This is a genomic window from Bradyrhizobium diazoefficiens USDA 110 (assembly GCF_000011365.1).
GTDB classification, from domain to species: domain Bacteria; phylum Pseudomonadota; class Alphaproteobacteria; order Rhizobiales; family Xanthobacteraceae; genus Bradyrhizobium; species Bradyrhizobium diazoefficiens.
Genome location: NC_004463.1, coordinates 5,665,961 through 5,678,875, shown reverse-complemented (window position 1 = coordinate 5,678,875; position 12,915 = coordinate 5,665,961). Strand labels below are relative to the sequence as shown.

Annotated in this window: 7 protein-coding genes and 1 pseudogene; 2 read left to right on the top strand and 6 right to left on the bottom strand. The window is 64.9% G+C overall.

Going from position 1 to position 12,915, the window contains the following annotated elements:
- The first annotated feature begins 58 nt into the window (after nt 1-58).
- Complete coding sequence (locus BJA_RS25790) at nt 59-2,911, top strand: ATP-binding protein (RefSeq protein ID WP_011087878.1); 2,853 nt, start codon at nt 59-61, stop codon at nt 2,909-2,911.
- Nucleotides 2,912-4,026: 1,115 nt separating this feature from the next.
- On the opposite strand, the gene rpmG is transcribed toward BJA_RS25790, so the two are convergent.
- Both rpmG and BJA_RS25780 read right to left on the bottom strand, forming a co-directional pair.
- Nucleotides 4,027-4,194 (bottom strand): 50S ribosomal protein L33, encoded by a 168-nt coding sequence (rpmG, locus tag BJA_RS25785; protein WP_007603295.1) that lies wholly within the window; start codon nt 4,192-4,194, stop codon nt 4,027-4,029.
- A 124-nt stretch (nt 4,195-4,318) separates the two neighbouring features.
- Nucleotides 4,319-5,644, bottom strand: a complete 1,326-nt coding sequence (locus BJA_RS25780) for an LLM class flavin-dependent oxidoreductase (RefSeq protein WP_011087876.1) — start codon at nt 5,642-5,644, stop codon at nt 4,319-4,321.
- A gap of 236 nt (nt 5,645-5,880) precedes the next feature.
- Here BJA_RS25780 and BJA_RS25775 point away from each other — a divergent pair, with 236 nt between their 5' ends.
- On the top strand, nt 5,881-6,429 hold the full coding sequence (locus tag BJA_RS25775) for a hypothetical protein (protein ID WP_038966364.1): 549 nt from the start codon (nt 5,881-5,883) through the stop codon (nt 6,427-6,429).
- 57 nt (nt 6,430-6,486) lie between these two features.
- Here the strand turns inward: BJA_RS25775 and BJA_RS25770 are convergent, their stop codons facing one another.
- The 4 genes and pseudogenes from BJA_RS25770 to topA form a co-directional block, all read right to left on the bottom strand.
- Nucleotides 6,487-7,239 (bottom strand): NUDIX hydrolase, encoded by a 753-nt coding sequence (locus tag BJA_RS25770; protein WP_011087874.1) that lies wholly within the window; start codon nt 7,237-7,239, stop codon nt 6,487-6,489.
- A gap of 31 nt (nt 7,240-7,270) precedes the next feature.
- Entirely contained in the window at nt 7,271-7,711 is a 441-nt protein-coding gene (locus BJA_RS25765) for a DUF983 domain-containing protein (protein WP_011087873.1), read from the bottom strand.
- Nucleotides 7,705-10,047 (bottom strand): ribonuclease R, encoded by a 2,343-nt coding sequence (gene rnr, locus BJA_RS25760; protein WP_011087872.1) that lies wholly within the window; start codon nt 10,045-10,047, stop codon nt 7,705-7,707. The genes BJA_RS25765 and rnr overlap by 7 nt, the downstream gene beginning before the upstream one ends.
- A 7-nt stretch (nt 10,048-10,054) precedes the next feature.
- Nucleotides 10,055-12,812: pseudogene (gene topA, locus BJA_RS25755) on the bottom strand (type I DNA topoisomerase).
- Nucleotides 12,813-12,915: the final 103 nt, after the last annotated feature.

Genomic DNA, 12,915 nt, shown 5'->3' with positions numbered 1-12,915 from the left:
GACGCGGGACCTTGGCCTAAAATGTGGTCCGGAGCATGGGCACAATGCGACGGTTCCAATGACGACGCACGGCAAGGAAGTCCTGTCGTTCGGGCCGTTTCGCCTGACTGCAAGCGAACGGTTGCTCACCAAAGACGGAGTTCCCGTCGACTTGGGCGCACGCGCCTACGAAATTTTGACCGCTCTTGTCTCCACGCCGAATGAAGTCATCAGCAAGAAAGACCTTCTGTCGCTGGTCTGGCCCAACGTCACGGTCGAAGAGGGCAGCCTGCGCGGTCAAATGGCCAGCCTGCGCAAGATGCTCGGCGACGGAAAAGACGGCGCGCGATACATAACGACCGTGGCCGGTCGAGGCTACTGCTTCGTAGCGCCAGTCTCACGGTCGCTCGGGGAGCCCGAGGCGGCATCAGCTGCCGCTGAGAGCTTTCGAAACGCCAACCTGCCTGTCCGTCCCGCAGGATTGATCGACCGGGAAGATGATCTGCAAAGGGTCGCCGCCCAACTGGAAGTGGCGCGCTTCGTCACGGTGGTCGGCCTCGGAGGCGTCGGCAAGACCACGCTCGCGACCGCGCTCGGGCACCACCTGATTGAGGCATTCGGGGGCGCGGTGCTGTTTGTCGATCTGAGCATGTTGAGCGATTCACGGCTGGTGACGAGTACCGTCGCATCCATGCTGGGACTATCGGTGCGATCGGACGACGCTACGCCGAACCTGATCGCCTATCTTCGGGACAAGCGGGTCCTGTTGATCCTCGACACCTGCGAACATCTGATCGAGTCGGTAGCGACCTTCGCGTCGTGCGTCTTCAGAGAGACCCCGCAAGTCCACATACTCGCGACCAGCAGAGAAGCGCTACAGGTTGATGGGGAGCAGATCTATCGACTGGAGCCGTTGGCATGCCCGCCAGACGACGCGATGCCAACGGCGGCAATTGCGCGATCGTTCCCAGCTACGCAGCTGTTCGTCGAACGCGCAGCGGCGAGCGGCGCCCGGTTGGATCTCGACGATGCAGACGCGCCAATCGTGGTCGGTATCTGCCGGAAGCTGGACGGCGTGGCATTGGCCATAGAGCTGGCAGCAAGGCGCGTCGAGGCCTATGGATTGCGCGATACGGCGGCTCTGCTCGACCAGCGCTTGACCTTGTTGTGGCTGGGTTCGCGCACCGCGCCGCCGCGTCATAAGACTTTGCAGGCAACGCTGGACTGGAGCTACCGGTTGCTTTCCAGCGTCGAGCGGCTGGTACTTCGCCGGCTGGCCGTGTTCGTCGGACATTTCACGCTGGACGCAATGCTCGCGGTGGTCACAAGCGTCAACGTCGACCAGACCGCCGTCCTTGGCGCGATCGACAGCCTCATTGCCAAGTCGATGGTTACGACCCGCCCGATCGGAGCCATGATGCGCTATCGGCTGCTTGATACGACGCGCACTTACATTCTCGGGACGGAAATCACCGATCCGGAGGTTGCCGATCTGGCCGTGCGCCACGCAAACTACTTTCGGCGCTGGTCGGAGCAGGCGGGAAGGGAATGGGCAGCGTTGTCGAGCGGCGCTGAAAGGGAGGCGCACCTTGCCGACCTCAACAATGTCCGGGCGGCGTTGGAATGGTGTTTTGGCGAGGGCGGCGATCCCGAAATCGGGATCAAGCTGGCGGCAGCCGCAGCGCCTGTCCTTTTGGCGATGTCGCTGTTGTCCGAATGCTATCGCTGGTCGCAGCACGCAATCGTCGCGCTGGAAGGCAGGACCCGCGGCGAACCGGAGGAGATGCAGCTCCAGGCAAACCTCGGGGTTGCGTCAATGCACATGAACGGGCCGAGCGACGCAGCGCGTGCGGCGTTGGACCGAAGCCTCGCGATTGCGGAGGCAGGCGGCAACGTGCTCAGCCAAGTTGGAATTCTCGGCACGCTGTCGATGTTCTGCACGCGCGACGGCGAATTCAAGACTGCGCTGGATCATGCAAGGCGCGCGCGGACGGTTGCCGGGGCCGCCGAGGACCCTCACGCGATGGCCCTGGCCCAATCGGCCGTGGGCAGGGCGCTCCACTTCATCGGTGAGCACGGCAGCGCCCGGTCGGAGCTCGAGGCTGCGCTCCAGCATTGGTCGCACGCCCAGCGGGCCTATCTTGGGTTCGATGACCGTATCCTGGTTGGCCTCGGCCTTGCGCGGGGCCTATGGGTGCAGGGGCATCCCACCAAGGCCGCGGTCCGCGCGCGCGAGACAATCAAAGACGCGGAATCCAGCACCAATCCCGCATCGCTTGCTGTCGCTCTTGCCTGGGCTCCGGACGTATTCGTCTGGAACGGCGATCTCGCAAGCGCCGAAGCACATGCTGACCGCCTGGTGGCGCATGCCCGGTCCCATTCCCTGGGCCCCTATCTTCATGTTGGCTACGGGTACAAAGGCATCCTCGCGATCCGTCGTGGCGATGCAAGGGGCGGCGTCGACACACTTCGCGGTTGCCTGAAGCACTGCCACGCGATGCACTACGAGGTGCGCAACACGGAGTTCAACATTCTCCTGGCGCAAGGGCTCCTCGCAATCGAACAGGTCGGCGAAGCCATAAGATTGGTCGACGACACGATCAGCCGGGCCGAGGAGAATGGAGATCTCTTCTTCATGCCAGAAGCGTTGCGTGTCAGGGGATGCGCCGTCCTGGCTATGCCGACCCGGGTTGACGATGCGGAACGCTGGTTCAAGCAGTCGCTCGAATTGAGCCGTCGCCAAGGCGCGCCCGCCTGGGAGTTACGCACCGCAATCGATCTGGCTGCGCTGTTGGCGGGTCGAGGGCAACCTGACGATGCCTGCGGGCTGTTAAGGCCCGTGTTCGAGCAATTCACGGAAGGCCTGGAGACGGCAGATCTGGCAGCTGCCGGCCGCCTGTTGGCGTCCCTGGTCGGCAGGACGAACTCGTGATGGAGACGGCCGTTGGCGCCGACTGCTGGCGCCAACGTTGGAATCGGACGGCTTCAACGTGGCGACCCGCGGCAAGCGCGGGCCGACATCCGGGGCTGAGTTCAAGCGGACGGGACTAGCGCGGACGCCCCGACCGCTTGAGTTCTGCGACCTTAAACCTGTTGCCGGCGGCCAGGCTGCTGCAGAACCAGTGGGCTCTGTTTCGATTCTCGCCCAGGAACACCTTCGTCTCGACGCAATTCTCGTAGGACGTATGGGTGATGGTGTCTCGGCACGTTGGCGAGAAAGGTCCATAATCTATGTTGCCGCCCGACTCGCTACAGCCAATCCAGGGCTCCTTGCCGTGTGGGAAACTTGATGCACAGCCCCCGTTGCAGCTGCTGGCGACTTTCTCCAGGCTGGCCTCCCCATCACTGAACCCGGTGCATACGAAGGCGTCCGTGCGGTTGACGATGACGTTTGAACGGTTGACGCAGTCCGGCGCGATGATGCCCCGGTGTTTGCCGCCCGCTGCGGCGCCGGTGGCTTCGTCAATTGCTTCGGTGCATCGACCGTGACGGGGGGAAGTGTGGCGGCGGAGCCGGTCGGGATCTGCGACGCGGCGGGACCGCACACCAGGACGGTTGACAAGACAGCGACAGTTGAAGGCACGACAAGGCTTGATGACAATCTCATGACCATGTCCTTCCCAAATCCGGGACGGAAATGCCGTTCCGGTAAGTGCACGGTAACATACATTCCGGATCGGGCAACCGAGGGTTGAGCGGATGTCTGCCGGTGGCCCGCGGCCGAGATGGCAGCCATGCAGAACGCGGAATGCTCGCGCCGTCATTGCGAGCCACCGGCCGCGCAAAGCGCGGCGCGATGACAGGCTCCGCGAGGCAATCCAGGGTGCCTCTGCAGAACGACTGGATTGCTCCGCAATTTTGTCGCGAGCTCCTCGCAATGACGGCGTGGAGAAGGAGTAGCGCGTCAGCTTCAGTCTCGCGCTCCGGACCCAGCGCCACAGCGCCCGCGCGTTGCCGCGCGCCCGGGACACGACAGACAAAATAAAAACGGGGCCATGAGGCCCCGTCAAAAGTCCGTAGCGTATCCCGCGATCTTACTTGATCTTCTTACTTGATCTTGGCTTCGCGGAATTCGACGTGCTTGCGCGCGACCGGGTCGTACTTCTTCTTGACCAGCTTGTCGGTCATGGTGCGCGAATTCTTCTTGGCGACGTAGTAGAAGCCGGTGTCGGCCGAGGACACGAGCTTGACCTTGATGGTGACCGCTTTGGCCATGTTCAGAACCTCAGAAATGAAGGGAATCTGGAGCCGGCCAAACGGCCCGCGTTGGCCGGCAACCTAGCCAGAAACCGCCTGATGTCAAGGTTTTACACCCTGAAAACCACCCAAATCGGGCCCATTACGCCTCGAAGAAACGGTTTTTCGGCCGCGGCAGGCCCAGATTCTCCCTCAAAGTGGCCCCTTCATACTCTTTGCGGAAAATCCCGCGCCGCTGGAGCTCCGGGACCACCTTGTCGACGAAATCGTCGAGGCCGGCGGGCAGGAACGGGAACATGATGTTGAAGCCGTCGGAGCCGCGCCCGACCAGCCATTCCTCCATCTGGTCGGCGATGGTCTTAGGCGTTCCGACAAAGGCCAGCCCGCCATAGCCGCCGACGCGCTGGGCGAGCTGGCGGACGGTGAGCTTTTCGCGGGCGGCGAGGTCCACCATGCGCTGCCTGCCGCTCTTGCTGGCGTTGGTCTCGGGGATCTCCGGCAGAGGCCCGTCCGGGTCGAAGCCCGACGCATCGGTGCCGAGGATGACGGAGAGCGAGGCGATGGCGCTGTCGTAATGCACGCGGCTGTCGAGCAGCGCGCGCTTCTCCTTGGCTTCATCGACGCTGTCGCCGACCACGACGAAGGCGCCGGGCAGGATCTTGAGATGTTCAGGGTCGCGGCCGACCTTCGCCATGCGGCCCTTGATATCGGCGTAGAGCTTTTGCCCGTCGGCGAGGCTGCCGCCGCCGGTGAACACGGCCTCCGCCGTCTCGGCCGCAAGCTGCCTGCCGTCTTCGGAGGCACCGGCCTGCACGATCACCGGCCAGCCCTGCACCGGGCGGGCGATGTTGAGGGGGCCGCGCACCTTCAGGTATTTGCCGTTGTGGTCGAGCGTGTGCATCTTCGAGGGCTCGAAGAACAGCCCGCTCTCGACATCGCGCACGAAGGCATCGTCGGCGAAGGAATCCCACAGGCCGGTGACGACGTCGTAGAACTCGCGGGCGCGCTTGTAGCGCTCGGCGTGCTCCATGTGATCTTCGAGCCCGAAATTCAGCGCGGCGTCCGGGTTCGAGGTGGTGACGATGTTCCAGCCCGCGCGGCCGCCGCTGAGATGGTCGAGCGAGGCGAAGCGGCGCGCGACGTGATAGGGCTCGTCAAAGGTGGTCGAGCCGGTCGCGATCAGGCCGATCCGCTCGGTGACGGCCGAGAGCGCCGACAGCAGCGTGAACGGCTCGAACGACGTCACGGTGTGGCTGCGCTTGAGCGCGTTGATCGGCATGTTCAGCACGGCGAGGTGATCGGCCATGAAGAAGGCGTCGAACTTGCCGGCCTCGAGCTTCCTGATCAGCGTCTTGATGTGGCCGAAATTGAAATTGGCGTCCGGCCAGGCCCCCGGATAGCGCCAGGCGCCGGTGTGGATGCTGATCGGGCGCATGAACGCGCCAAGCTTGAGTTGCCGTTGTGCCATCGCCCCGTATCCGTTCTGGGTGTCGTTGGGGAAAGACATAGGCATGAGTGGCAACTCCGCCATTGGGGGAGGCGGGAAGAATTTTTCGTATTTCGCGATCCACTCAGCACAATCCCGTCATTCCGGGGCGCCGCGTCAGCGGCCAGCCCCGGAATGGCGGTGAGGGAGTGGGCCGCCCATCGAACCAATCCGCTGCTCGCTCCGACCAAAGCCATGACCTCGTGAGGAGACCATCAATGGCAGGCGCGATGACAGTGGATGGCGGCATGGTCCGTATCGACCGGGCGATGCCCTGGGTTGGCCGGCTGCTGTCGTTGCCGCTACTGGCGGCCAGCGGTTATCTGCTGTGGAATGTCGCGCTCGGCCTGCGCCAGGATTTCTCCGGCTTCGGCCGGCTCGCCGATGATCTCGTGCCGGTGCTGGTGTTCACCGGCCTCGGGCTGCTCGTCGGCATCCCCGGCCTGATCCTGCTCACCTTCCGCTATTTCGTCGTGCTCAACGAGACGCTGCGCCAGATCGTCATCACCAGCCAGTTCGGCCCGCTGAACATTCGCAGGCATCGCAATCTCGCCGACTATCATTTCATCAGCATCACCGACGACTACGATGCGGATCTGACGACCTATGACGTCAATCTCTGCGGCAACAAGGGCACCGAGCCGATCAACCTGATGAGCTTCACCAGGCGCGAGGAGGCGGACAAGCTCGCGGGCGAGATCGGCCGCGTCCTCAAGCTGCCGGCGCGCGACTATGTCGGCACCGAGCCGGATAGCGACGACGCATGATAAGAATACTCGATCGGCTTAGCCCGGTTCATTTCTCCCTACGGGAGAGGTGAGCAGTCAGCTCAAAATATCCTTCTGCATCTTGCCGCCGTAGAAATGGAAGAACGGCACCGGCGCGTCGTGGCGGAGCGGGCCGGTGGCAAGGCGCGTGTCGAGCTCGTTGAGCACGTTGCGCGTCATCGGATGCAGATCGGCGAGCGGCTTCGAGCCGAGTTCGACCCAGACCAGCTCGACCAGCTCCGCATCCGCATGGATCACGCCCTCGACGCGATGGGTGATCGCGGAGGCATCCGCGGTGAAGAAGCGCGTGTCGAACCGCTTGACGCGACCGGGCGGGGTGATGGCGCGCGCGATCAGGAACAGGCCTGAGGGGTCGGGCAGCAGGCCCGCATCCGCAAACGGCTTCCAGGCGCTGTCGAGCTTGGGCGCTTTCCCCTCGGCCTTGCGCCCGAGGCAGAGGCCGGTCTCCTCGCAGGCCTCGCGGATCGCGGCGATCGCCAGCGATTTTGCGCGTGAGGCCGGCGTCTTCGGGCTGCCCTTGGCGAGGTTGGCTTCCAGCTCGGAGGTGATGGGGGCCGCACACGGCACACGGTAGTCGGCCTTGTCGACGCGGCCGCCGGGGAAGACGAACTTGCCGGGCATGAACACCACCTTGTCGTGGCGCTTGCCGACCAGGACTTTCGGAACGGCGCCGCTGCGATCGACCAGGATCAGTGTCGCCGCATCCTTCGGGCGGAAATAGGGATGATGGTCGGCTTCCTTGCCCTCGTGGATCTTTGCCTTCTCGGCTGCCTGCAACGTGTCCGTCATGTCCTCACCCAAACCGCTTCTTGCTTATTGCTTACACCGGCGGAATACCATCCGGAGGGTTGTCGTCAAAGCCGTGCATGCGCAGAGCCCATTGCAATCCGACCACGGCGCCCTTGACCGGCTGGAGCAGCGCGAGCGAGGCGAAGAACGTGAAGGGCAGGTAGGCCGCGAAGCTGAGCCAGACCGGCGTCGTGTAGTTGGTCTCGATCCAGAGGATGCCGGGCACCACGATGTGGCCGACGATGACGATGACGAGATAGGCGGGCAAATCGTCGGCGCGATGCGGCGTGAAGTCGAGGCCGCACGCCGAGCAATGATCAGCGGTCTTCAGGAAGGCGCGGAACAGTTTTCCTTCGCCGCAACGCGGGCAGCGGCCGCGAAAGCCGCGCTTCATTGCCGTCCAGACATCGCGCTTCTCGACGAGGCCGGTCTCGCGCGTCCAGATTTTCGGGGCCGTGCTCATCGTCACCATGCCTTGCCCTTCTGGCCTTTGCCCTTGTTCTTCTTGCCCTTGCCGGGCTTCTTCGGCTTCGCCGGCTTGTGCTTCTTCGCCGGACTGCGTCCGGGATGCGCCTTGAACGAGGGGCGGCGTTGCCGACCGGATGCCCTGCGGCCCTGCGGCGCGGTCTCGCCGCTTGACGACAGCAGCTCGAAGCGCAGCGCGCCCGCGATCGGAGCTGCTTCTATCAGACGGACGTCGACCACGTCACCCAGCTGATGCATGGCGCCGCTGCGCGTGCCGACGAGGGCATGGCGGCTCTCGTCATAGTTGAAATATTCCGTGCCAAGGGATCGGATCGGGATCAGGCCGTCGGCGCCGGTCTCGCTCAGCTTGACGAACAGGCCGGCGCGCGTGACGCCGGAAACGCGGCCCTGGAAGCTGGAGCCGATGCGGTCGGCGAGATGGTGCGCGATCAGCCGGTCCACGGTCTCGCGCTCCGCCTTCATCGCGCGCCGCTCGGTCACCGAGATGTGGGCTGCGACCTCGCCGAGCGTTTCCGGTGTCTCGGTGTCGGGCAGCGCACCTTCGCCAAGGCCGAGCGCGCGGACCAGCGCGCGGTGCACGACGAGGTCGGCATAGCGGCGGATCGGCGAGGTGAAATGCGCGTAGCGGCGCAGGTTCAGGCCGAAATGACCGTAATTCTCAGCGGAATATTCGGCCTGCGCCTGGGCGCGGAGCACGACTTCGCTCACCAGCGGGAAGTGGTCGTGGCCCTCGAGCTGGGCCAGCACGCGGTTGAACAGGGCCGGGCGCAGCGCGCCTGATTTGGCGAAGGGAACGTCGAGCGTCTCCAGAAACTCCGCGAGCGCGTGGACCTTCTCCAGCGTCGGCTCGTCGTGCACGCGGTAGATCAGCGGCAGCGACTTCTTCTCGAGCATTTCCGCGGCAGCGACGTTGGCGAGGATCATGAACTCCTCGATCAGCTTGTGCGCATCGAGACGCTCGGGAACGATGACGCGATCGACCGTGCCATCGCTCTTCAAGAGGATCTTGCGCTCGGGCAGATCGAGATTGAGCGGATCGCGCTCGTCTCTTGCGCGCTTGACGCAGGCATAGGCGGTGTAGAGCGGCCTCAGGATCGGATCGAGCAGGGGGCCGGTGGTGTCGTCAGGCCGGCCGTCGATCGCGGCCTGCGCCTGTGCGTAGTTCAGCTTCGCCGCCGAGCGCATCAGGATGCGGTGGAACGTATGCGAGCGCTTGCGGCCGTCCGGGCCGATCACCATGCGCACCGCCAGCGCGCCGCGCGGCTCGCCCGGCACCAGCGAGCAGAGATTGTTGGAGATGCGCTCCGGCAGCATCGGCACGACGCGGTCGGGGAAATAGACCGAGTTGCCGCGGTCGAGCGCATCGCGGTCGAGCGCGGTGCCCGGCCGCACGTAGAAGCTCACGTCGGCAATGGCGACGTTGACGATGAAGCCGCCCTTGTTGTTGGGATCGTCGTCGGCCTGCGCATGGACCGCGTCGTCATGATCTTTCGCATCGGGCGGATCGATGGTGACGAGCGGGACGTCGCGCCAGTCCTCGCGCCCCTTCAGGTTCGCCGGCTCCGCCGCTTCGGCTTCACGCTCTGCCGCGGGGCGGAATTGCAGGGGAATGTCGTGCGCGTAGATCGCGATCAGGCTGATCGCCTTCTCCGACTTGACCGAGCCGAGCTTCTCCTTCACGCGGCCTGAGGCGAGGCCAAAGGCGCGTGAGCGGACGATGTCGACGCTGACGAGGTCGCCGTCCTGGGCGCCCTGCGTGTCGGCCGCGGCAATGTTCAGCTCGCGGTCGGCAGATTTCTTGTCGACGGGAACGAGCCGTCCGCCGCCTTCGGGCAGACTGCGGAACACGCCGAGGATGCGGCTCTTGGCCTTGTCGAAGACCTTGATGATGTGGCCGCGATAGGCCGGGCCTTCGGTCTCGTCGATGCGCTCGACGCGCAGCAGGGCGCGGTCGCCGACGCCGGCGGCGGTGCCGGGCTTCGGCCGGCGCGGCATGACGATGAGGATTTTTGGCGGTTCGCCGCTTTCGACCTCGTCCCATTCGGTGGGGGAGGCGATCAGCTCGCCATCGGAGTCGCGGCCGGTGATGTCGGCGACCAGCGTCGACGGCAGGGTGTCCGGTTCCGAGACCTTGTGGCGCTTCTTCTTGATGGTCCCGTCGTCGGCGAGCTCGCGCAGCATGCGCTTGAGCTCGACGCGATCGGCGTTCTTCAGGCCGAACTCGCGCGCAATTTCGCGGGTGCCGACGTTTCCCTGATTTGCCTTGATGAAGGCGACGATGGCTTGCCTGTCGGGAAAGCCACGGTCATTCTTGCGTTTCACTTAACCTCTAATTCTTGCCGGCACTCTTCTTGGCCGGAGTGTTTGCAGGATTCTTGGTGGCGGCGGCCTTGGTCGGCGACGTCTTTGCAGTCGACGACACGGCGGCGCGCGCCTTGCTGGTGGATTCGGATTTGGTTGCGGCTTTCTTCGCGGCCGGTTTCTTGGGTTTGGGCGCGGCGTCATCGCCGCCGGCGGCCTTCGCCGCAGCCTTCTTGGCCTTGGCCGGCTTCGCCGCCTTCTTCGCCTTGGTCTTGCCGCCACCCTTGGCCGCGCGCTCGTCAATCAGTGCGATCGCCTGCGGCAGCGTGACGGTGTCCTTTTCGAACTCGGCCGGGATCGTCGCGTTGACGCCGCCGGCGGTGACATATGGCGCCGTAACGGCCGCTCTTCACGGTGACGGTGCCGAGCGTCGGATGATCGCCGATCGCCTTGCCGGGGTCGGCGCCGAAGCGGCGGCTCGGGCCCTTGGCGACCTTTTCCGCGATCAGCGTCACGGCGCGGTTGAGGCCGATGTCGAAGACCTCGTCGCCGGCCTCGAGGCTGGCATAGGTCTTCTCGTGCTTCACGAACGGCCCGAAGCGGCCGAGGCCGGCGGTGATCGGCTGACCGGTCTCCGGATGCTTGCCGATCTCGCGCGGCAGCGACAACAGCTTCAGCGCAAGCTCGAGCTCGACGTCGCCGGGCGAGGTGCCCTTCGGGATGCCCGCGCGCTTCGGCTTCTCGCCTTCCTCATAATCCTTCTGCTCGCCGAGCTGGATGTACGGGCCGAAGCGGCCAGCCTTGACCCAGACGTCGCGACCGGTGTCGGGATCCTGGCCGAGCGAACGGTCGGCCGTCGCCTCGCTGTCGGCGGCGAGCTGACGGGTGTAGCGGCACTCCGGATAGTTCGAGCAGCCGACGAAGGCGCCGAACTTGCCGGCCTTGAGATTGAGCCGGCCGTTGCCGCAGCTCGGGCACTGCCTGATGTCGCCGCCGTCGGCGCGGGGCGGATAGATGTGTTGTCCGAGCATGTCGTCGAGCACGTCCAGCACCTGCGCCACGCGCAAATCCTTGATCTCGTCGACGGCGCCGATGAAGCCGTTCCAGAAATCCTTCAGCACCTGCTGCCAGGAGATCTCGTTGTTGGAGATGCGATCGAGCTGCTCTTCCAGGTTGGCGGTGAAGTCGTATTCGACGTAGCGGCTGAAGAAGCTTTCGAGGAACGCGACCACGACGCGGCCCTTGTCCTCGCCGTGCAGGCGCTTCTTCTCCAGCTTGACGTAGCCGCGGTCCTTCAGGACCTGGAGGATCGAGGCATAGGTCGAGGGCCGGCCGATGCCGAGCTCCTCCATGCGCTTGACCAGCGAGGCCTCGGAGAAGCGCGGCGGCGGCTCGGTGAAGTGCTGGGTGACGGCGAGCGACTGCCGCTTCAGGCCGTCGCCGGCGCTCATCGCGGGCAGGCGGCGGGAATCCTCGTCTTCCTCGTCGTCGCGGCCTTCCTGGTAGAGCGCGAGGAAGCCGTCGAACTTGACGACCTGGCCGGTGGCGCGCAGCTCCAGCGTACGGCCGCCGGCCTTCGCCGTGATGTCGACGGTGGTGCGCTCGAGCTCGGCCGCTTCCATCTGGCTCGCGATGGTGCGCTTCCAGATCAGCTCGTAGAGCCGCGCCTGATCGGAATCGAGCTTGCGGCTCATGCTGTCCGGGCGGCGGGACATGTCGGTCGGGCGGATCGCTTCGTGCGCTTCCTGGGCGTTCTTGGCCTTGGCCTGGTACTGGCGCGGGGCCTCCGGCACGTAGGCGTTGCCGTAATCCTCGCCGATCACCTTGCGCGCCTGGGTGATCGCGGACGGATCGATCTGCACGCCGTCGGTACGCATATAAGTAATGAGTCCGGTGGTCTCGCCGCCGATGTCGATGCCTTCATAGAGGCGCTGGGCGATGCGCATCGTGTGCGCGGGCGCAAAGCCGTATTTGCGGCTGGCTTCCTGCTGCAGCGTGGAGGTGGTGAAGGGGGCCTGCGGATTGCGTCGGGCGGGTTTTGCATCGACCGCGGTGACCGCGTAGGCGGCGGCTTCCAGCGCCTTCTTGAAGTTTTCGGCTTCCGCGCCGGTGCCGATGTCGAGGCGCTGGATCTTCTTGCCGTCGGCGCCGACGAGACGCGCCTCGAACGCATCGCCGCGCGGGGTGAGCAGGGTCGCGACCAGCGACCAGTATTCGCGGGCGACGAACTTCTCGATCTCGAGCTCGCGGTCGCAGACGAGGCGCAGCGCCACCGACTGCACGCGGCCGGCCGAGCGGGCGCCCGGCAGCTTGCGCCACAGCACGGGGGAGAGGGTGAAGCCGACCAGATAGTCCAGCGCGCGGCGCGCCATATAGGCGTCGACCAGCGCGCCGTCGATCTGGCGCGGATGCTTCATCGCGTCGGTGACGGCCTGCTTGGTGATGGCGTTGAACACCACGCGCTCGATCTTCTGATCCTTGAGAGCGCGCTTTTCCTTCAACACCTCCAGCACGTGCCAGGAGATGGCCTCGCCCTCGCGATCAGGGTCGGTGGCGAGAATCAGGCGGTCGGCGTTCTTCAGAGACTTGGCGATATCGTTGAGCCGGCCGGCCGCCTTGGGGTCGACCTCCCAGATCATCTTGAAATTGGCGTCCGGATCGACGGAACCGTTCTTCGCCGGGAGGTCGCGGACATGGCCGAACGAGGCCAGAACCTCATAGGACGAGCCCAAATACTTGTTGATCGTCTTGGCTTTCGCCGGCGACTCCACAATGACGATATTCATGTAGTTCCAGTAACTTATGGGGAAATTCTAGGCCGAATTCGACGAGATTCGGGTCGGCCGTTTCGAACCGAACATGGGTGGTGAGGCCGTCGCTGTCAAATCG